The organism is Vibrio japonicus, assembly GCF_024582835.1.
GTDB classification, from domain to species: domain Bacteria; phylum Pseudomonadota; class Gammaproteobacteria; order Enterobacterales; family Vibrionaceae; genus Vibrio; species Vibrio japonicus.
Window position 1 is genome coordinate 2,672,379 of the sequence record NZ_CP102096.1, and the last position, 19,278, is coordinate 2,691,656.

The 19,278-nt window shown below is 45.6% G+C and carries 16 protein-coding genes and 4 tRNA genes; 10 read left to right on the plus strand and 10 right to left on the minus strand.

Going from position 1 to position 19,278, the window contains the following annotated elements; genetic code table 11:
- Positions 1 to 24: 24 nt before the first annotated feature.
- A complete protein-coding gene (gene gspC, locus NP165_RS12705; protein ID WP_257084275.1) occupies positions 25 to 903 on the minus strand; it encodes a type II secretion system protein GspC in 879 nt (292 codons plus the stop codon).
- A gap of 221 nt (positions 904 to 1,124) precedes the next feature.
- On the opposite strand from gspC, the gene hslR reads away from it, so the two are divergent.
- The 4 genes from hslR to NP165_RS12725 all read left to right on the plus strand — a co-directional run bounded on the left by hslR (position 1,125) and on the right by NP165_RS12725 (position 6,472).
- On the plus strand, positions 1,125 to 1,511 hold the full coding sequence (gene hslR / locus NP165_RS12710; protein ID WP_257084276.1) for a ribosome-associated heat shock protein Hsp15: 387 nt from the start codon (positions 1,125 to 1,127) through the stop codon (positions 1,509 to 1,511).
- Positions 1,512 to 1,538: 27 nt separating this feature from the next.
- Positions 1,539 to 2,414 (plus strand): Hsp33 family molecular chaperone HslO, encoded by an 876-nt coding sequence (gene hslO / locus NP165_RS12715; protein ID WP_257084277.1) that lies wholly within the window; start codon positions 1,539 to 1,541, stop codon positions 2,412 to 2,414.
- 336 nt (positions 2,415 to 2,750) lie between these two features.
- Positions 2,751 to 4,379 (plus strand): phosphoenolpyruvate carboxykinase (ATP), encoded by a 1,629-nt coding sequence (gene pckA, locus NP165_RS12720; RefSeq protein WP_257084278.1) that lies wholly within the window; start codon positions 2,751 to 2,753, stop codon positions 4,377 to 4,379.
- Between the two features lie 191 nt (positions 4,380 to 4,570).
- A complete protein-coding gene (locus NP165_RS12725) occupies positions 4,571 to 6,472 on the plus strand; it encodes an AsmA family protein (RefSeq protein WP_257084279.1) in 1,902 nt (633 codons plus the stop codon).
- A 23-nt stretch (positions 6,473 to 6,495) separates the two neighbouring features.
- On the opposite strand, the gene NP165_RS12730 is transcribed toward NP165_RS12725, so the two are convergent.
- The 3 genes from NP165_RS12730 to NP165_RS12740 form a co-directional block, all read right to left on the minus strand.
- On the minus strand, positions 6,496 to 7,431 hold the full coding sequence (locus tag NP165_RS12730; RefSeq protein WP_257084280.1) for a bifunctional GNAT family N-acetyltransferase/hotdog fold thioesterase: 936 nt from the start codon (positions 7,429 to 7,431) through the stop codon (positions 6,496 to 6,498).
- A gap of 90 nt (positions 7,432 to 7,521) precedes the next feature.
- The gene (gene dtd, locus NP165_RS12735) at positions 7,522 to 7,956 is read right to left on the minus strand and encodes a D-aminoacyl-tRNA deacylase (protein ID WP_257084281.1); all 435 of its coding nucleotides are present in this window, start codon (positions 7,954 to 7,956) and stop codon (positions 7,522 to 7,524) included.
- Positions 7,928 to 8,869, minus strand: coding sequence for a virulence factor BrkB family protein (locus NP165_RS12740; protein WP_257084282.1), 942 nt, complete (start codon positions 8,867 to 8,869; stop codon positions 7,928 to 7,930). The genes dtd and NP165_RS12740 overlap by 29 nt, the downstream gene beginning before the upstream one ends.
- A 33-nt stretch (positions 8,870 to 8,902) precedes the next feature.
- On the opposite strand from NP165_RS12740, the gene NP165_RS12745 reads away from it, so the two are divergent.
- Positions 8,903 to 9,544, plus strand: coding sequence for a DUF2959 domain-containing protein (locus NP165_RS12745; protein WP_257084283.1), 642 nt, complete (start codon positions 8,903 to 8,905; stop codon positions 9,542 to 9,544).
- 26 nt (positions 9,545 to 9,570) lie between these two features.
- On the opposite strand, the gene NP165_RS12750 is transcribed toward NP165_RS12745, so the two are convergent.
- A complete protein-coding gene (locus NP165_RS12750) occupies positions 9,571 to 10,119 on the minus strand; it encodes an AAA family ATPase (protein WP_257084284.1) in 549 nt (182 codons plus the stop codon).
- A gap of 76 nt (positions 10,120 to 10,195) precedes the next feature.
- Positions 10,196 to 12,025, minus strand: coding sequence for a translational GTPase TypA (gene typA, locus NP165_RS12755; RefSeq protein WP_257084285.1), 1,830 nt, complete (start codon positions 12,023 to 12,025; stop codon positions 10,196 to 10,198).
- Between the two features lie 485 nt (positions 12,026 to 12,510).
- Between typA and glnA the strand changes: the two genes are divergently transcribed.
- From glnA to add, 5 genes are all read left to right on the plus strand, one after another.
- On the plus strand, positions 12,511 to 13,920 hold the full coding sequence (gene glnA / locus NP165_RS12760; RefSeq protein ID WP_257084286.1) for a glutamate--ammonia ligase: 1,410 nt from the start codon (positions 12,511 to 12,513) through the stop codon (positions 13,918 to 13,920).
- Between the two features lie 132 nt (positions 13,921 to 14,052).
- The gene (locus NP165_RS12765; RefSeq protein ID WP_257084287.1) at positions 14,053 to 14,586 is read left to right on the plus strand and encodes a DUF4124 domain-containing protein; all 534 of its coding nucleotides are present in this window, start codon (positions 14,053 to 14,055) and stop codon (positions 14,584 to 14,586) included.
- Positions 14,587 to 14,721: 135 nt separating this feature from the next.
- Positions 14,722 to 15,771 carry a nitrogen regulation protein NR(II) gene (gene glnL, locus NP165_RS12770; protein WP_257084288.1) on the plus strand — a complete coding sequence of 350 codons (1,050 nt, stop codon included), beginning with the start codon at positions 14,722 to 14,724 and terminating at the stop codon, positions 15,769 to 15,771.
- A gap of 30 nt (positions 15,772 to 15,801) precedes the next feature.
- Positions 15,802 to 17,205 carry a nitrogen regulation protein NR(I) gene (gene glnG / locus NP165_RS12775; protein ID WP_257084289.1) on the plus strand — a complete coding sequence of 468 codons (1,404 nt, stop codon included), beginning with the start codon at positions 15,802 to 15,804 and terminating at the stop codon, positions 17,203 to 17,205.
- A 178-nt stretch (positions 17,206 to 17,383) separates the two neighbouring features.
- Positions 17,384 to 18,388 carry an adenosine deaminase gene (gene add / locus NP165_RS12780; RefSeq protein WP_257084290.1) on the plus strand — a complete coding sequence of 335 codons (1,005 nt, stop codon included), beginning with the start codon at positions 17,384 to 17,386 and terminating at the stop codon, positions 18,386 to 18,388.
- 277 nt (positions 18,389 to 18,665) lie between these two features.
- Here the strand turns inward: add and NP165_RS12785 are convergent.
- The 4 genes from NP165_RS12785 to NP165_RS12800 all read right to left on the minus strand — a co-directional run bounded on the left by NP165_RS12785 (position 18,666) and on the right by NP165_RS12800 (position 19,246).
- Positions 18,666 to 18,742, minus strand: a tRNA-Pro gene (locus NP165_RS12785).
- Between the two features lie 54 nt (positions 18,743 to 18,796).
- Positions 18,797 to 18,872 (minus strand) — tRNA-His (locus NP165_RS12790).
- A 167-nt stretch (positions 18,873 to 19,039) separates the two neighbouring features.
- A tRNA-Pro gene (locus tag NP165_RS12795) sits at positions 19,040 to 19,116 on the minus strand.
- 54 nt (positions 19,117 to 19,170) lie between these two features.
- A tRNA-His gene (locus NP165_RS12800) sits at positions 19,171 to 19,246 on the minus strand.
- Between the last annotated feature and the right edge of the window lie 32 nt (positions 19,247 to 19,278).

Sequence of the window (19,278 nt, forward strand, 5' to 3'; positions counted from 1 at the left end):
GCGATAGTGGCCAAAAGCCGCTACCTATAATTCAATATATATCTCGTACGGCTGGCCATCGCGCTCGACCGTTAGAGTTAATTCAGTCAGCTCAGATAAATTTTTGAATATCTCTCCCATAACTGCTGAATCTTTTAAATCCAATCCATTAATTTGAGTGGCAATATCACCAGATTCCAATCCTACTGCTTTAAATAAGGCAGGATCCTTACCTGGAGACAAACGATAGCCGACGATGTCATTACCATTTTTTACCATCGACATGCGCACATACTGGAACACTTGTTTTGTATCTTGACGAATCTCATCTCGGATCTGCTCTAGCTTATCCTGTGAAACCGGAGGGGGCTCAGCCACTTGACGAGGCTCTGATCTTTCGTATTTCAGCCCTTCAAGCATCACGGTTTCATTGCGGCCTGAGTTATCCACTATTACGCGATCCTGTTGCACTTGATATAGCTTAGCTCTGGTGCCTTCGATAACTTCACCGATCCCATAAGTCACCTGCTTACCACGATTGGCGATAACAGCCAGATTCTTATCTGGATTTGTGCTTGTGACGACTCCCACCAATACAACATTAAGCTGACTTTTGGGAGCATCTTGAACTTTGGGCTTTTCAACAACTTTACGCTGCTCTTGGTATTGACCAAAAAGCTGACCGTTTTGCAGCTCAGTCAGATTGACTGAAGAACCTACATTGCTTGACCGATTGTTGGAGGGTTTAGGTTGCCACTGAGTAATGGATTCAGATGTGAAAGGTTGCCAGATCAATCGACCTAAGATCCAAGCACTGACTACTAATAAAACAATCACTACAATCTTACTTAGGCGCTGCTGAATCTGTACATCTTGGATAGATTCGCTCAATCTGTACAGTGCGCTTGCGCTTTGATGCTTCACTGAGTGTCCTTCTCGTTTGCGCCCAAATCTGATGGTGCCCATTAATAAAAGTGTAGCCAACTATTGTACCAAAATCCCTAACAAGCTAAACACTTAACTCCCTATACCCAAAGGTCCAAATGCTAATTTTGATAATCCCGCTTGAAAAATGCACATCACATCACCATTGTTACAGCTGATATCACCAAATAATTTATTATCGTTAGAGGTCCGTTCCAACAATGGGTTCCCAAACAGAAGCAGTCAGGCTCGATAAATGGCTTTGGGCGGCACGCTTTTACAAAACGCGCTCTATTGCGCGAAACATGGTCGATGGCGGCAAAGTCCACTATAATGGCCAACGCAGCAAGCCTAGTAAGGCAGTTGAGCTTGGTGCAGTCATTACTCTTCGCCAAGGTCACGAAGAGAAAACCGTTGTTATTGAAAAGATTTCAGATCAACGACGAGGCGCTCCTGAAGCTCAGACTCTGTATGAAGAAACGGCTGAGAGCATTGCAAAGCGCGAAGAAAACGCCGCACAACGCAAACTTCATGCGCATAGCCCTAGCCCTGATCGTCGCCCTGACAAAAAACAGCGCCGCGACATCATCAAATTTAAACATCAATAAGTACCATACGTACGAGGAATTAACTCCATGGCAAACAACGTATTAAACCGCTACCTTTTTGAAGACCTCTCAGTACGTGGCGAGTTGGTGCAATTGGATGAAGTATACCAACGTATTATTACTAGCAAGGAATACCCTGCGGCACTTCAAAAGCTACTCGGTGAGCTATTAGTTTCAACGACACTTCTTACAGCAACACTAAAGTTCGAAGGCTCTATCACGCTGCAACTACAAGGTGATGGCCCTGTATCACTGGTTGTCATTAACGGTGATAACAACCAAAAGGTTCGTGGTGTCGCCCGCTGGGAAGGCGAAATTGCTGACGATGCAACTATCCATGACATGATGGGCAAAGGCCATCTTGTAATCACTATCGATCCAAAACAAGGTGAGCGCTATCAGGGTATTGTTGGCCTAGAAGGCGACAATCTCACTGACATTATTGAAGGTTATTTTGCTAATTCAGAGCAGCTTAAAACACGCCTTTGGATTCGCACTGGTGAACATGAAGGTATCGCACACGCTGCTGGCATGTTAATTCAGGTTATGCCTGATGGCACTGGCGCTCCAGAAGATTTTGAGCACCTTGAGCAGCTAACCAATACAGTGAAAGACGAAGAACTGTTTTCTTTGGGTGCCAATGAACTGCTTTACCGCTTATACAACCAAGAGAAAGTGCGCATCTTTGAACCTCAACCTGTTGAGTTCCACTGTGGCTGTTCTCGAGAGCGCAGTGGAGCAGCAATCATTACTATCGATAGAGCAGAAGTTAATGACATTCTGACAGAGATTGGCACCATTTCTTTACATTGTGATTACTGCGGCACGAGCTACACGTTCGACGAAGCAGAGGTGTCTGAACTGTTTGAACAGTCAATAACAGGTAATAAAACGCTGCATTAATTTATATTTTTTACCAAGCACGTAATTTACCCTTCAAAAGGCCAGCCAATGCTGGCCTTTTTGTGATCAACACCCCGTCATTCCTAGCTTTCCTGTAATTAAGCAACTGGTTAATTTTAGTCGAATATTAACGATTTTGGTCTAGCGCAAAGCTTTGCGTGCGCGATAAACTATCCCTGCCAATATGTGATGCGTCGCTTAAAACCCCAGTCTAAACAAGGATATTTTTTGAGCTATATCCCTGTTTTTACTTAGGCCCATTGCTAGCATGGTGAGCGTATAAAAATTAAAAAATTCTTACAAAATCCCTACAAATTATTCCGACAAGGAGCACCGATGACCGTTATGGAACATACAAAGGCTGCAACAATTGACCTGACTAAGCACGGACTGCATAACGTAAAAGAGGTTGTTCGCAACCCTAGTTATGAGCTGTTATTTGAAGAAGAGACTCGTGCTGACTTAGAAGGCTATGAAAAAGGTGTTGTCACTGAACTCGGCGCTGTTGCCGTTGACACTGGTATTTTTACTGGCCGCTCACCAAAAGATAAATACATCGTTAAGGATGCAACCACTGAAGAACACATGTGGTGGACATCTGACGCAGTAAAAAATGACAATAAACCAATCTCACAAGAAATCTGGAATGACCTAAAAGAACAGGTAACAAACCAGCTTTCTGGTAAACGTGTATTCGTTGTTGATGGATACTGTGGTGCCAACCCAGATACTCGCCTAAGCATTCGTGTAATTACAGAAGTCGCTTGGCAAGCACACTTCGTGAAAAACATGTTTATCCGCCCTTCAGAAGAAGAGCTAGAAACGTTCGAGCCAGACTTTGTAGTCATGAACGGCGCGAAATGCACGAACAAAAACTGGCAAGAACAAGGCCTGAACTCAGAAAACTTTACTGTATTTAACCTAACCGAGCGCACACAGCTTATCGGTGGTACGTGGTACGGTGGTGAGATGAAGAAAGGTATGTTTGCTATGATGAACTACTTCCTTCCTCTACAAGGCATCGCATCAATGCACTGTAGCGCAAACATGGGTAAAGAAGGCGACGTAGCCATTTTCTTCGGCTTGTCTGGTACGGGTAAAACAACCCTTTCTACTGATCCAAAACGTGAACTGATTGGTGATGATGAACACGGTTGGGACGATGACGGCGTATTTAACTTCGAGGGCGGTTGTTACGCGAAAACCATCAAACTATCGAAAGAAGCGGAACCGGATATCTACAACGCTATCCGCCGTGATGCCCTTCTAGAAAACGTAACGGTTCTTTCAGATGGCACTATCGACTTTGATGACGGTTCGAAAACAGAAAACACTCGCGTTTCTTACCCAATTGAACACATCGAAAACATCGTGAAGCCTGTATCGAAAGGCGGCCATGCGAAGAAAGTTATCTTCCTATCCGCTGACGCATTTGGTGTGCTACCTCCGGTTTCAAAATTAACACCAGAGCAAACTAAGTATCACTTCCTATCTGGTTTTACAGCAAAACTAGCTGGTACTGAGCGTGGCATCACTGAGCCAACACCAACATTCTCTGCATGTTTCGGCGCAGCATTCCTAACTCTACACCCAACGAAGTACGCGGAAGTTCTCGTTAAGCGTATGGAAGCAGCAGGTGCAGAAGCATACCTAGTGAACACAGGTTGGAACGGCAGTGGCAAACGTATCTCGATTCAGGATACTCGTGGCATTATTGATGCGATCCTAGATGGCTCTATCGAGCATGCAGAAACTAAGCACATTCCAATCTTTAACTTGGAAGTACCAACTGCGCTGCACGATGTTGACCCAACCATCCTTGACCCACGTGACACGTATGTTGATCCACTACAGTGGGAAAGCAAAGCTAAAGATCTAGCTGGGCTTTTCATCAACAACTTCGAGAAGTACACCGATAATGAAGAAGGTAAATCACTTATTGCAGCTGGCCCACAGCTAGATTAGTGACCTTGTCTTCAAATAAAATTCTAAGCCCCTATTTCTAGGGGCTTTTTGTTGCCTCGAACTCCAAAATGTTTCAAGCTAGTCATTGTTCCGTACTGGACGCCTCTTTTTCATTTCGTTGAAAAAGGCTTCATTGAGGCATGTCTAGCCGTGATTAGGATAGTGAATGGGTGTAAGGGAAGGTCGTAATTTTGAAGAGAATCTTGCTACTGAGCACAATATTCCTCATTTGTTTGCTGAGCCTGTTCGCCATTTCTCTGTATGCCCTACTTCAAACTCGCTACTCTGCAAACATCATTAACTTTGCGTTTCAGCATCTCACGCCTTATTCAGTAGTAGCGCGAAAAGCCCTGTACTCTCCCCCTTATCAACTAGATCTTGAGGATGTTGAGATAACATCTGAGAGCCAAACATTCCCGATTTCTAAAATCACAATCTGGCTAAGTCCTTATGTTTTTAGCGATGGCAAGTTGGCTTTTGATTCCCTACTCATCGAGGGAGCTAATATTGATGTGCGGAAGCTAGACACTCAGCTTGCTCGCTCTGTGCACCTAAACTCGATTTCACTTAAACATGTTGATATTTCAGCTGGACCTTGGTCAATACGAGAGCTCAGTGTGCAAATCAAAGAGCCTGTCTGGGAAAAGCCTGAACAACTCTTACCCTACGGAGAGTTACAACTCTCAGCACAACAGCTTTATTCTCATGGTGAAGCGTTTGACACGATTCTCATTGATGCCAAATATAAGCCCCAGAACAGCACGCTTTATGGTGTTTCTTTTGACTGGCGCGGTGCCAATATTTCCGGACAAGCAGAACAATACCAAAACGGATGGTCGTTGGTTAATGTCACCATCAATCACTTAAGGCTACCGCCTCAAATACCTTCAGAGCGACTTCTTTCCACACTTGAGTCTCTCAACCTGCCGATAGCTCATATCAACAGTCTGGATATTTTAGGAAGCAGCTTTAATTACTCTGGCTGGCGGTTTGAACAACTTGATGCCTCGTTGGAAAATCTATCGCTCGATAAATCAATATGGCAACAAGAAGAGGGATCTCTCTCATTTGATGCGGAAAGTGCAACACATTCAGCGTTCCAGCTTATTGCGCCCACCTCTAAGCTACGCATTACTCCAGAAGGCATTGAGTTTGAAGATTTTGATGCCGATTTTAAACAGGGACGAGTCCAAATTGATGGGCTTGTTTCTCCAAATCAAATTAAGTTAAACAGCCTAAAGTTATCAGGCATTAAATGGCTGGAAAATACCTCAGAGCTGTTCGACTCCTTACAAGCTGCCTCAACATCACTACAAAATTTTTCCATTCAGACACTGGAAGTAAATAACAGCCAACTTATTCAGGTGGAACGAAAACCTTACTGGCAGGCGTCTGGGTTTAACGCAACTGGAGTACAACTGTCGCTCATGCGTGATGGAGAATGGGGCTTCTTCCAAGGTGAGATCGAGCTCAGTGCAAACAGTGCAAGTTGGGATAACTGGCTAACCACACAAGCTCTGATAAACGCCAAGTCAGACAACAACAAAATTGCCCTCACACGAGCCTTCCTACCGCTCGAAAATGGCTATGTCGAAGCAACGGGTCAGTGGGACAGGCTCTCATTGAGTGCGCCTTGGCAATTTTCACTGTATGGCGATGGTATTCCATTGGAGCAATCTTGGGTTCAAGAAAAGCTGCCTTTTTCACTAACCGGTTTCGCTGAGATTGAGGCTGAACTTTCAGGCCTATCAGGAGACTACTCCATGTTCGCACACAGTGTAAGTGGAAAAATTGTCGGGCAAATTCATGGTGGGATCGTGGATGCGCGCAGTGCAGATGGTGAAATACAGTTCAAGCAGACTTGGCCACTTGAGGAAATCCAAATCGGCGCCGACAGAGGACGACTTGTTTTTCATTCTAAAAATGAAAACGCGCAACTCAGCGGGCGCTTAGATTTAACCAAACCCAAGTTTGGCACTCTGATTCTCAACATCAATCAAGAGTGCCAACAATTGTGGTCTGGAATTTTTGAGCTTACTAATGTGATAAAAAACATGTGTACCGAGGAAACGGTGGTTTCGCCAACTCAATAGCAATCCTCTCAATAGGAAACCACTCAAGCCTCAGACGGTATCGTTTCTTGGATGACGGATTGATAATCAGGGATCAGCATGTAAGTACCCACAAATTCGACTGCAGGCTCATCACCGCTATAAATGGTGACATGAATAACAATGCGCGCTTTTCGGCCTGCTGCCAATCTATCTAAATCACCACTGATGCCATCAAGTGATGTCGATGCGACCGGGCTTTGCGTCACCGGATGGCGGTATCGAATTCGGCTATCTACCAACACAATATCACCCTGTAGGTTTCTCTCTTTCATCAATAACCAAGTCATGCCCCATCCAGTCAACGTCGCTAAAGTAAACGCAGACCCTGCAAACATGGTGTTATGTGGATTGAGATTCGGGTTCAGCTGCGCACTGCACTCAAATTGGTAACCCGTGTATTGGTTGATCTTGATGCCCATCTTATCACTGATTGGAATTTGACTTTCCCAACGCTCCTGTAACTCTGAGCACCACTCCGGTTTACGTAGAACATTCGACATAGGGTCAAGTGGCTTCACCATTTGAAGGTGTCGAACTGGCCCACGTTCATCGGTCAGCTCACCACGACGCTCAAAACCATTCTTTTCGTAGAATGAAATCGCATCTTCACGAGCGTTACACACCAATCGCTTAGCCCCTTCTTGCAAAGCTAATGACTCCAAAGCCACCAACAACAGTGAGCCCATGCCTTTACTTCGACGAGAACCCTTAACCGCCATATAGCGAATTTGGCCCTCACTATCAGGTGTAATGTATAAGCGGCCAATCGCCATAGGACGACCACGCCCATCAACAATCATTCGATGAAAGCTCATGGGATCATATTCATCACGTTCCGAGCCTAAAGGCATACGCCATGGCTCTCGCAGCATCTGCCAACGAAAATGATAATACTTGTTAAGTTGGTTATCCGTTTTTGGAGTTATCAGCTTAAACATAAAAGTCCTTTTCAATTGCTGCTTCTTGGCAATGTTCGGCTTCAGAAGTAGCGGGATAATTCAGAGCTTCCAAACGCTCCACAGTGGTATTTATACTTGTAGCCAGAAAGTCACAGGACCATCATTGACCAGCGATACTTTCATATCGGCAGCAAATTGGCCTCTCGCTGTTGGCAATACATTTTCACACAAATCAGAAAAATGGTCGTATAGACGTTCAGCATCGGCTGGATGAGCCCCACGAGAAAAACCTGCACGTGTCCCTTTTTTCGTGTCTGCTGGCAAAGTAAATTGAGAGACGACCAACACCTTTCCGCCTACTTGCTGAACATTAAGGTTCATTTTACCGTCTTCGTCTTCAAAGACACGATAGCTCGTTACGCGCTCAACCAAGCGCTTCGCTTTCGCTTCATCATCGTCCTTTTCTACACCAAGTAGGACAAGTAGACCTTTGTCGATCTCTCCTACCACTTCTCCATTTACGCGTACGGCTGCCTCACTCACTCTCTGGATCAGTGCTATCACTTTGACTTCCTTTATTTGATTGGGTTGGATTTTCTGAACATTTTATCATCTCTTCGACTTCACTCCAGTGCTCTCTTTCCCCCAGAGCTGCCGTAACTTCCGCACCGACAAGAACAATCAACCAACACAAATAAACCCAAACGAACAAAATAGGAATGGCAGCCAATGCCCCATAGATAAGTTGGTAAGAAGGAAAATGAGTAATGTACGCAGCGAAACCTTGCTTGCTTGCCTCAAAGAGCATAGCCGCTATCAGCGCCCCGACAATAGAATGCGAGATATGCACTTTCTTATTTGGGACTAATAAATACAGCCCAACAAATGCAAAGAATGACAATAAGAATGGTAACCAGCTTAAGAACAGGTTGAACGCACTAGACACCGTCTCGCTTTCAAGAATTTTCAACGAGGTCACGTAAGACGTCGCGGCTATACTTGCCCCTACCAAAATCGGTCCTAACGTTAGCACCATCCAGTACATAGAAAACGAAAAAACGGCACGGCGCTTTTTCTCTACACGCCAAATGTAATTAAGATTTTTATCAATGTTAGAGATCAGCATGAGTGCAGCGATAAACAAAAAACCACTACCTACTGCGGTCATTTTTCCTGTATTCGCGACAAACTCCAATAACGCACCTTTTACTGCATCGCCAGAGGCCGGAACAAAGTTTTGTATCGCAAAGTCCTGAATAACTTCACCAGCACTTTCAAACACTTCAAATGATGAAAGTATGGAGAGTAATACCGTCACCATAGGTACAATTGAGAGCAACGTTATATAAGCTAAATACCCAGCGTTAACATTTATCCGATCGTGCCCCATCCGCGACAATAGATACTGACCAAAATGCAGGCAATCTTTCGCTATTTGCTCAACTTTCAACTTGTAACTCCCTATTGAGTCATTCATCCTAGCACCATACTAAACGAAAAAGGGTCAACTATGCCGTATTTACTGGTCTTTGTATTATCTATTTTTACTCTAACAGGGTGTCAGTCAGCGTATTATTCTGCTATGGAACAAGTTGGATATCACAAACGCGATATCATGGTAGACCGTGTAGAAGAAGCAAAAGAATCACAGCAGGATGCACAACAAGAGTTCACTAGCGCCCTTGAAGCTATTTCTTCACTGACCAATTTTGATGGTGGAGAGCTAGAAAGTGTCTATAACCAGATTAATGACAAATATCAGGATAGCGAAAAAGCCGCAAAAAAAGTTCGTGAGCGTATCGCGGCGATTGAAGATGTCTCGGAGGCGCTGTTTGAAGAGTGGGAGAATGAGCTAGAGCTATATACCAACAGCAATTTACGCCGTTCAAGTGAGCAAAAACTCCGCGAGACAAAGTCCTCTTACAATACCATGTTGAGAGCCATGAAACGTGCAGAGCAAAAGATGACGCCAGTACTCAACACTTTGCGCGACAATACGCTTTACTTGAAGCACAACCTAAATGCCAGCGCGATTGGTTCGCTACAAGGTGAGTTCACCAGCCTAGAGCAAGACATTCAATATGCTATTAAGCAAATGAATGCCGCTATTGCTGAATCTGACAAATTTCTGCAAAAGCTCAATCAAAAATAATCCGCCAATACGTGCCTAGATTGCCGCTAGGCACGATCTTCTAAGTCAGTGACTAAACCGGTTACTTGCTGCACAAAAGCCACTCTCTCTTCCACTGTTCCCCATGGAACTTCCAATACTTGATATCCAAGCTCCGCATAGGTTTTTACTAGGATTCGGTGAATCTCCAACGCTTCTTCAAAGCTATGTGGGCGCACAGCATCTTGCACGTAAATGGAGCGTCTAGGTCGACAAGTTAACACCTTACTGTAGTACCCAGCGCTCTCACGCAGAAAGTCTTCCTCCACGTCACACCCGCCAACTCGCAGATAAGCGATGATGTCAGGGATCGCTCGATCCATGAACGCCATAGGGTGAGTCGTTGCGTTAGCTTTTTGCTCACGCATCAAATTCAGGCACAAACGAGCGAACTCCGGCAGATTTGTCCACGGCAGTACGCCATCAGGCAATTGGCTTTGCTGCTCAATCAAGGTGCGTGAGCCTTCGGCATAAGTGGCGAACCCGCATTCACCCAATGCATTCAGTAGCGTGCTTTTGCCCGCGCCCGGCCCGCCAGTAATAATGATCGGCTGCATATTTTTCCCTTATAAAAACAAAAAGCCCCGAGCGAAACCCGGGGCTTTGATTATTCTATTCCGCTATCGCAGAGAATTACTTCGCTGAGCGAGACGCGCGTTTACGGTCGTTCTCAGATAGGTACTTCTTACGAATGCGGATGCTCTCTGGCGTTACTTCTACTAGTTCATCATCATCGATGAATTCTAGCGCTTGCTCAAGAGTCATAATGATCGGCGGAGTCAGAACCTGCGCGTCATCAGTACCTGATGCACGAACGTTGGTTAGCTGCTTACCTTTAAGCGGGTTAACGGTTAGGTCGTTGTCGCGGCTGTGAATACCGATAACCATGCCTTCGTACACTTCAACACCGTGACCGATGAATAAGCGACCACGCTCTTGCAGGTTGAACAACGCGTTAGTCAGAGCTTTACCTGCACCGTTAGAGATCAGTACGCCGTTGTTACGCTGACCGATTACGCCGCCTTTGTGCGGACCGTAGTGGTCAAATGTATGGTAAAGAAGACCAGAACCTGACGTTAGCGTCATAAATTCAGTTTGGAAACCGATAAGACCACGAGATGGCATAACGAAGTCCATACGTACACGGCCTTTACCGTCTGGAGCCATGTCTTTTAGCTCACCTTTACGCAGACCAATGTTCTCCATGATGCCGCCTTGGTGCTCTTCCATCACGTCGATAGTTACCGTTTCAAACGGTTCCATTAGCTGACCATCTTCTTCTTTGATGATTACTTCTGGACGAGATACTGCTAGCTCAAAGCCTTCACGACGCATGTTTTCGATCAGGATAGATAGGTGAAGTTCACCACGGCCTGATACGCGGAATTTATCTGGATCGTCTGTTTGCTCAACGCGTAGTGCAACGTTGTGTACCAGTTCCTTCTCTAGACGCTCAAGGATGTTACGTGAAGTCACGAACTTACCTTCTTTACCTGCGAATGGAGAGGTGTTCACCTGGAACGTCATCGTTACTGTTGGTTCATCAACAGACAGTGCTGGTAGCGCTTCAACATTACCTTGAGCACAGATGGTGTCAGAGATTTTTAGCTCACCAAGACCGGTGATCGCAATGATGTCGCCAGCGTTCGCTTGCTCTACATCATGACGCTCTAGGCCTAGGTAACCCATTACTGTGCCCACTTTGCCGTTACGAGTTTTGCCATCCGCACCGATAATAGTGACTTGCTGGTTTGGTTTTACGCTACCACGAGTTACACGAGCAACACCGATAACACCCACGTATGAGCTGTAATCTAGCTGAGAAACTTGCATTTGCAGTGGACCATCTAGGTCAACTTCTGGTGCTGCTACTTCTTCAACGATGGTTTGGAATAGCGGCTCCATGTCTGTGCCTGTTTCGCCTTCTTCTAGTGCAGCCCAGCCGTTTAGTGCTGATGCGTAAACCACTTTAAAGTCTAGCTGTTCGTCAGTTGCACCTAGGTTGTCGAATAGGTCGAACACTTGGTCCATAACCCAATCAGGACGAGCGCCTGGACGGTCAATCTTGTTGATAACCACAATTGGCTTCAGACCGTGAGCGAACGCTTTTTGCGTTACGAAACGCGTTTGTGGCATTGGACCATCAACTGCATCAACAATCAGACACACACAATCTACCATCGACATGATACGTTCTACTTCACCACCGAAGTCCGCGTGTCCCGGAGTATCTACGATGTTGATGCGGTAATCATTCCAGTTGATTGCTGTGTTCTTAGCAAGAATGGTGATACCACGCTCTTTTTCGATATCGTTAGAGTCCATGACACGCTCTTCAGCTTCGCCGCGAGACTCTAGAGTACCTGATTGTTGTAGTAGTTTATCAACCAGTGTTGTTTTACCGTGGTCAACGTGCGCGATGATCGCGATATTTCTTAATTTATCAATCTGTGGAGTAGCCATGGATTTGATTCACTCGATATAAGAAGCTCGCTCATATTATGAGCGAGCTTTGTTGATTAAAAAAACGGCCATAATGTACCAGATTTTAGCGAAAAACCCAGAAATATGTGATCTGTTCAGTTGATTTTCAATAAACAAAGTGAAATCTAAACCCAGAACGCTGCGAGTCAGCCGACAACTCAATTGACAATTGATATAAAACTGGGCTCAATGGAAGGCGGTTTTGTATTATATTGGTGCACCGCATCGATAGTGCACCAGAAAGGTGCAAGACAAGATCATTTTGGTGCAACATTCTGCACCAACTTTACGCCCAAACCACTAATTTATTGAAATTAATGGAATAATATTTTTGGCATGGTTTTGGCTTTATAAAAATCAGCATCGGTTAATACATTTGAAAAGAAATTAACCAATGCTGGTCCTTAAGATTTAGTTTAAGTATCAAGCCATCACCGCTTTAATAACACTGGAGGTTATCCAACATGTCAGTAGAAAACGTTCTATCGCTGATCCAAGAAAACGAAGTTAAGTTTGTTGACCTACGCTTTACTGATACCAAAGGTAAAGAGCAACACATTTCTATCCCTGCTCATCAAATCGACGCAGACTTCTTCGAAGAAGGTAAGATGTTCGATGGTTCTTCAGTTGCTGGCTGGAAAGGTATTAACGAGTCAGATATGGTCATGATGCCAGACGCTGCCTCTGCTGTTCTTGACCCATTCACTGAAGATGCAACACTAAACATTCGTTGTGACATCCTAGAGCCAGCAACTATGCAAGGCTACGACCGTGACCCACGCTCTATCGCAAAACGTGCTGAAGATTACATGCGTTCTACTGGTGTTGCCGATACTGTACTTGTTGGTCCTGAGCCAGAGTTCTTCCTATTTGACGACGTGAAGTTCGCAACTGACATGTCTGGTTCTTTCTTCAAGATTGACGACGTAGAAGCAGCATGGAACACAGGCAGCGAAATCGAAGGTGGTAACAAAGGTCACCGTCCTGGCGTTAAAGGCGGTTACTTCCCAGTAGCTCCTGTTGATTCTTCTCAAGACATCCGCTCTGCAATGTGTCTGATCATGGAAGAAATGGGTCTGGTTGTTGAAGCACACCACCACGAAGTAGCGACTGCAGGTCAAAACGAAATCGCAACTCGCTTCAATACGCTAACGACTAAAGCGGACGAAATCCAAATCTACAAGTACGTAGTACACAATGTTGCTCACGCATTTGGTAAAACGGCGACTTTCATGCCTAAACCACTTGTAGGCGATAACGGTAGCGGTATGCACGTTCACCAATCTCTAGCAAAAGATGGCGTTAACCTATTCGCGGGTGACAAGTACGGCGGCCTATCTGAAATGGCACTGTACTACATCGGTGGTATCATCAAGCACGCACGTGCACTGAACGCACTGACTAACCCATCAACGAACTCATACAAGCGTCTTGTTCCACACTACGAAGCGCCAGTTATGCTAGCTTACTCAGCGCGTAACCGTTCTGCTTCTATCCGTATCCCTGTGGTACCAAGCCCGAAAGCACGTCGTGTAGAAGTTCGCTTCCCAGACCCAGCAGCAAACCCATACCTAGCGTTTGCAGCATTGCTGATGGCTGGCCTTGACGGTATCAAGAACAAGATCCACCCAGGCGAAGCAATGGACAAGGACCTTTACGACCTTCCAGCAGAAGAAGCAGCAGAAATCCCAACAGTTGCTGAATCACTACAACAGGCGCTACAGTGCCTAGACGAAGATCGCGAGTTCCTAACTGCGGGTGGCGTATTCTCAGATGACTTCATCGACTCTTACATCAAGCTTAAGACTCAAGAAGTTGAGAAAGTAAACGTAGCTGTTCACCCACTAGAGTTTGAACTTTACTACTCAGTGTAATAACACTTAGTGTACAGAGTTTAACCGTGTTACATAATTATCAGGCTCGCCTCGCAGGCGAGCCTTTTTCGTGTTTGTCGCCTTAATTCATAACGTTACTATGAGCACACTCTCAATAATGAGGCGAACAACATGCAATGGTACTCAATTCCCGCCCTTTTATTTTTCTTTCTAGCTCCAATGAGCCTGGCACAAACCGTTTATACTTGGACCGATCAAAACGGGGTTGTTCACTTTAGCGACGTCCCTAACAGCGAGAACGTAAAAGAGATCCAATTGCCTGATCATGAACGTCCTGCACCACCTCCGCAATTTGACAAACCAGAAGAAGTAGATCCGCCTAAACCTGACGTCAAGAAAGCGTCTGACAGCACAAAACCTCTTGAGCTGTCCATTCTATCCCCTAGGCATGATCAAGCCCTACGCAGCAATGCAGGAATGATAACGATTCATGGCGATCTCAACCGGAAATTAAATATAGGTGAGCAACTTCAGCTAGTCATGGATGGAAAAAAGTATGGTGCGCCAACTCACACAGCATTATGGGAATTAAGAAACATCGATAGAGGCACTCATACCTTTATCATTCAGGCTTATAAGGACGGCAAGGTTATTGCATCTTCTAGTTCTATAACGGTGCATCTTCAGCGTGCAACAGTGAAATAGGCCATATCACCAATAAATAAACCGTGATTACGCGACTTTTCCTTCTGCTACCACACAGATTGCGCCATACTTGAAATTGAGTAAGCACCAAAATGGTGCATTGCACAATTTAAGGTCAAGGAAGGGAGAGGAGTCGTGAGTAACGAACTCGAAAATATTATCTTAAATCATCAGGTCACAGCGATTCTGGTCATGAATGAATCGCTGCAAGTTCGTTATGCCAATCCCGCAGCCGAGCAACTATTTTCGCAAAGCGCCAAACGTATAGTCGATCAACCTCTCTCAAATTTGATTCAGCACGCTTCTCTAGACCTAGCCTTACTTTCCCAGCCACTACAGAGCGGCCAAAGTATCACGGATAGTGACGTGACTTTTGTGGTCGATGGCAAACCGATGATGCTCGAAGTCACCGTCAGCCCCATTTCTTGGAACAAAGAACTGATGCTGTTAGTCGAGATGCGAAAGATCGATCAACAACGACGCTTATCTCAAGAGCTCAACCAGCATGCCCAGCAGCAAGCTGCAAAATTACTGGTTCGTGGCTTAGCCCATGAGATAAAAAATCCACTCGGAGGCCTTAGAGGCGCAGCCCAGCTATTAGAACGTACATTGCCCGATCCTGATTTAGCCGAATATACGCAAATTATCATCGAGCAAGCTGATAGGTTGCGCTCATTGGTAGACCGATTACTAGGTCCACAAAAGCCGGGGAAAAAACAGAATGAAAACCTTCACCTCATTTTGGAAAAAGTGCGTCAGCTCGTTGAGCTCGAAGTCTCTCAGCCCGTTATCCTTGAAAGAGACTATGACCCAAGCCTACCTGAGTTTTTGATGGACGCAGATCAGATAGAACAAGCACTACTGAACATTGTCAGTAACGCAGGTCAGATCCTACAAAATCAAGAGAATGGAAAAATCACCATTCGCACCAGAACAGTGCATCAAGCCAATATCCATGGTCAACGCTGTAAGCTCGCTGCTCGAATAGAAATCATCGACAACGGCCCCGGTATTTCGGCAGATCTGCAAGACACCCTTTTCTACCCCATGGTCAGCGGCAGAGAAGGAGGCACTGGGCTAGGGCTTTCTATCGCTCAAAATCTTATCGACCAGCATCAAGGAAAAATTGATGTAGAAAGCTGGCCCGGCAGAACCATTTTTACCATTTATCTGCCAATTCAATAAAGACAAACGCATTGCTGTGAGGAAAACGCCATGAGCAAAGGATACGTATGGGTAGTAGACGACGACAGCTCTATCCGTTGGGTGATGGAAAAAACCCTCTCTTCGGCAAACATAAAGTGTGAGACCTTTTCGGACGCAGAAAGCGTACTACTTGCACTGGAAAGAGAAAGCCCAGATGTGCTGGTTTCTGATATTCGCATGCCGGGCATTGATGGTATTGAGCTGCTCAAGCAAGTCCATGACCGTTCTCCAGAGCTACCCGTCATCATTATGACCGCCCACTCAGATCTAGATGCCGCGGTCAATGCCTATCAAAAAGGCGCGTTCGAATACCTGCCAAAACCTTTTGACGTAGATGAAACCCTTACGTTGGTAGAACGAGCGATTGCGCACAGCCAAGAACAAAAACGTGAGCAAGCCATTTCAGAAAACCCCACCTATAGTGCACCAGAAATTATTGGCGAAGCGCCTTCAATGCAAGAGGTCTTTCGTGCGATTGGTCGCTTGTCTCGCTCTTCGATTTCAGTACTGATTAATGGCGAATCCGGTACAGGTAAAGAACTGGTCGCACACGCACTGCACAGACACAGTCCGAGAGCGAGTAAACCCTTTATTGCCCTTAACATGGCGGCAATTCCCAAGGATTTGATTGAGTCGGAGCTGTTTGGTCACGAAAAAGGTGCCTTTACCGGTGCCAATAGCGTCAGACAAGGACGATTTGAGCAAGCCAACGGCGGCACCTTATTTTTAGATGAAATTGGCGATATGCCATTAGACATTCAAACCCGTTTACTCAGGGTGTTGGCCGATGGTCAGTTTTACCGCGTCGGCGGTCACTCCCCTATCAAAGTCGACGTGCGCATTGTTGCCGCGACTCACCAAAACTTAGAGAAGCTGGTACATAAAGGGGATTTTCGAGAAGATTTATTCCATCGATTAAACGTTATTCGCATCCAGATCCCTGCACTTCGGGAACGTAGGCAAGATATCGAGAAACTGACTCTACACTTTTTAGCGTTAGCTTCAGAAGAACTGGCTGTTGATGTAAAAACACTGCACCCATCTACCATTGAGATACTCAATCGCTTGGACTGGCCTGGGAACGTACGTCAGTTAGAAAATATCTGTCGATGGTTAACGGTTATGGCAAGTGGTAGTGAAATATTGCCAAGTGATTTACCAACAGAATTACTCGACGAAAAAACCAGTCGTAATTTCTCCGAAAACGGTTCGTGGCAACAACAGCTTGCTGTCTGGGCAAAGCAGTCCCTCTCTAAGGGCGATACCGAATTGCTAGCTTTTGCTTTACCTGAATTTGAGCGCATCCTTCTAGAAGCGGCACTAGAGCACACTAACGGCCATAAACAAGACGCAGCAAAAGTGCTAGGTTGGGGTCGAAACACCCTCACACGCAAACTGAAAGAGCTATATTAAGCACTCAACAAAGAATGTTGATTGAATGAGTTGTGATATCGCCCCCATTCAATCAACATTTTTAGTAAACATGTAACAAAAACCAGCATTTATCGCCTACTTGATATGCTTACTCTACTGACACTCTCGCTATTGATTCTTATACTTAGCTCAACTGAACTCATCGGAATCGACCATAATGATCACCAAGAATTTACCTCTTACCGATTTGCACCGTCACTTAGATGGCAACATTCGTACTAAAACCATTCTGGAGTTAGGCCAACAATTCGGGGTTCCACTGCCTGCTTACGATATTGAATCCCTCACTCCCCACGTTCAGATCGTTGAAGCGGAACCTTCTCTGGTCGCATTCTTATCAAAACTGGATTGGGGTGTTGCCGTGCTCGGTGATTTGGATGCGTGTCGACGCGTCGCTTACGAAAACGTTGAAGACGCACTCAATGCACAAATCGACTACGCAGAGCTACGCTTTTCCCCATACTACATGGCCATGAAGCACAAACTTCCGGTTCAAGGTGTTGTCGAAGCCGTTATCGATGGTGTTAATGCGGGTGTCCGTGATTTCGGTATTAAAGCGAACCTTATCGGCATCATGAGCCGTACATTTGGTACTGACGCTTGCCAACAAGAGCTAGACGCTATCCTCGCACATAAAGACCAAATCGTTGCTGTCGACCTTGCTGGTGATGAACTAGGCCAACCTGGGGAGCGTTTTGTGAAACATTTTGCCCAAGTGAAAGATGCGGGCCTTAACGTAACTGTTCATGCGGGTGAAGCTGCGGGTGCAGAAAGTATGTGGCAAGCTATCCAAGAACTAGGAGCAACTCGTATTGGTCACGGTGTTAAAGCCATTCACGATCCAAAACTTATGGATTACTTAGCAGAAAACCGTATTGGCATTGAGTCTTGCTTAACCTCTAACTTCCAAACTAGTACCGTAGAGTCACTCAGTAACCATCCTATCAAGCAGTTCCTTGAGCATGGCGTATTGGCTTGCCTTAATACCGATGATCCGGCCGTGGAAGGGATCGAGCTACCTTACGAATATGAAGTTGCAGCACCTCAAGCTGGGCTATCGCAAAAGCAGATTCGCCAAGCGCAATTAAACGGTTTGGAACTAGCATTTCTCTCTAAACAAGAGAAACAAGCATTAAGAGAAAAAGCAGCCGCTCGTTCTTAAACGATTTTAGAACCATCTCTTCACCGGCCGCCATGGTCGGTGAAAAACGAGGCTTTGAACGTCAAGCGAACGCCCAACCCAAATCTCGCAACACTATAAGAAGATTAGAATGCAAAAAAGCCCCGTCATTTCTGACGCGGGCGGCCAGTTGAGGCTTTCAATAGTGGTCGGTGAAGAGGCAGATGTTGAACAACAGGCGAACCCCACACAAACCTCGCAACACTGAAGAAGCTAGAATGCAAAAAAGCCTCGTCATTTCTGACGAGGCTTTTAATAGTGGTCGGTGAAGAGGGATTCGAACCCCCGACCCTCTGGTCCCAAACCAGATGCGCTACCAAGCTGCGCTATTCACCGACTTTTATTTCACCTTAACTTTCATCAAGGTTGGGAGCAGTGCTACCAGAATAATGGGGTGGCTAACGAGACTTGAACTCGCGACAACCGGAATCACAATCCGGGGCTCTACCAACTGAGCTATAGCCACCATCAAATAGTTGTTTACCGCACTAAGCGAAAAACGAAATAGTGGTCGGTGAAGAGCGTGATTTAAACATCAGGCGAACCCCCGACCCTCTGGTCCGCTCTTTCTCAAAAAATGAGATGCGCTACCAAGGTGCGCTATTACCAGATTGACTCATAATAGCTAAATAGTGGTCGGTGAAGAGGGATTCGAACCCCCGACCCTCTGGTCCCAAACCAGATGCGCTACCAAGCTGCGCTATTCACCGACTTAAGTTTTATCTCGAACTTCATCAAGATTGGAAGCAATGCTACCAGAATAATGGGGTGGCTAACGAGACTTGAACTCGCGACAACCGGAATCACAATCCGGGGCTCTACCAACTGAGCTATAGCCACCACTATAATTTTACCGATTTATCCTCCGGGGA